Origin of the sequence: Acinetobacter sp. 148, assembly GCF_031196675.1 — a bacterium.
Classification (GTDB): domain Bacteria; phylum Pseudomonadota; class Gammaproteobacteria; order Pseudomonadales; family Moraxellaceae; genus Acinetobacter; species Acinetobacter baumannii.
This window is the reverse complement of sequence record NZ_JAVIMT010000033.1, coordinates 1-307: the sequence shown is the minus strand read 5'-3', so window position 1 is coordinate 307 and position 307 is coordinate 1. Positions and strand designations below refer to the sequence as shown.

At 35.8% G+C, this 307-nt stretch carries 1 protein-coding gene; it reads right to left on the bottom strand.

The window, feature by feature from the left end:
• On the bottom strand, positions 1–234 hold a 234-nt coding region (locus RFX69_RS06100), incomplete at its 3' end, for an IS256 family transposase (protein WP_002057361.1).
• Between the last annotated feature and the right edge of the window lie 73 nt (positions 235–307).

The following is a 307-nucleotide window of genomic DNA, read 5'->3' as shown; positions in this document are numbered from 1 at the left end:
TAAAGCCAGTTGTCCATCTTGAGTTGTAATGGTTTTAGAACTAAACCCATTACGGCTATTTGAGCCTTTCTTGGGCTGATGCTTTTCATAACCGAGATGGTCTGAAAGTTCAGTATTGAGTGCAGTTTCAATCATGAATTTTTTAAAGACTGCTGTCATTTGGTTTAAGTCTTCTGGTGTTTTTAGACCTTTAGCCAATTCGGCAGCCATACTTTTGATTGTTGCTTCATCCATGTGAAGTACCTTTTGTAATTATCCTCTGAAGGATAAATGAAAATTAAGTACTTACACAAAATTTAGAACAGTC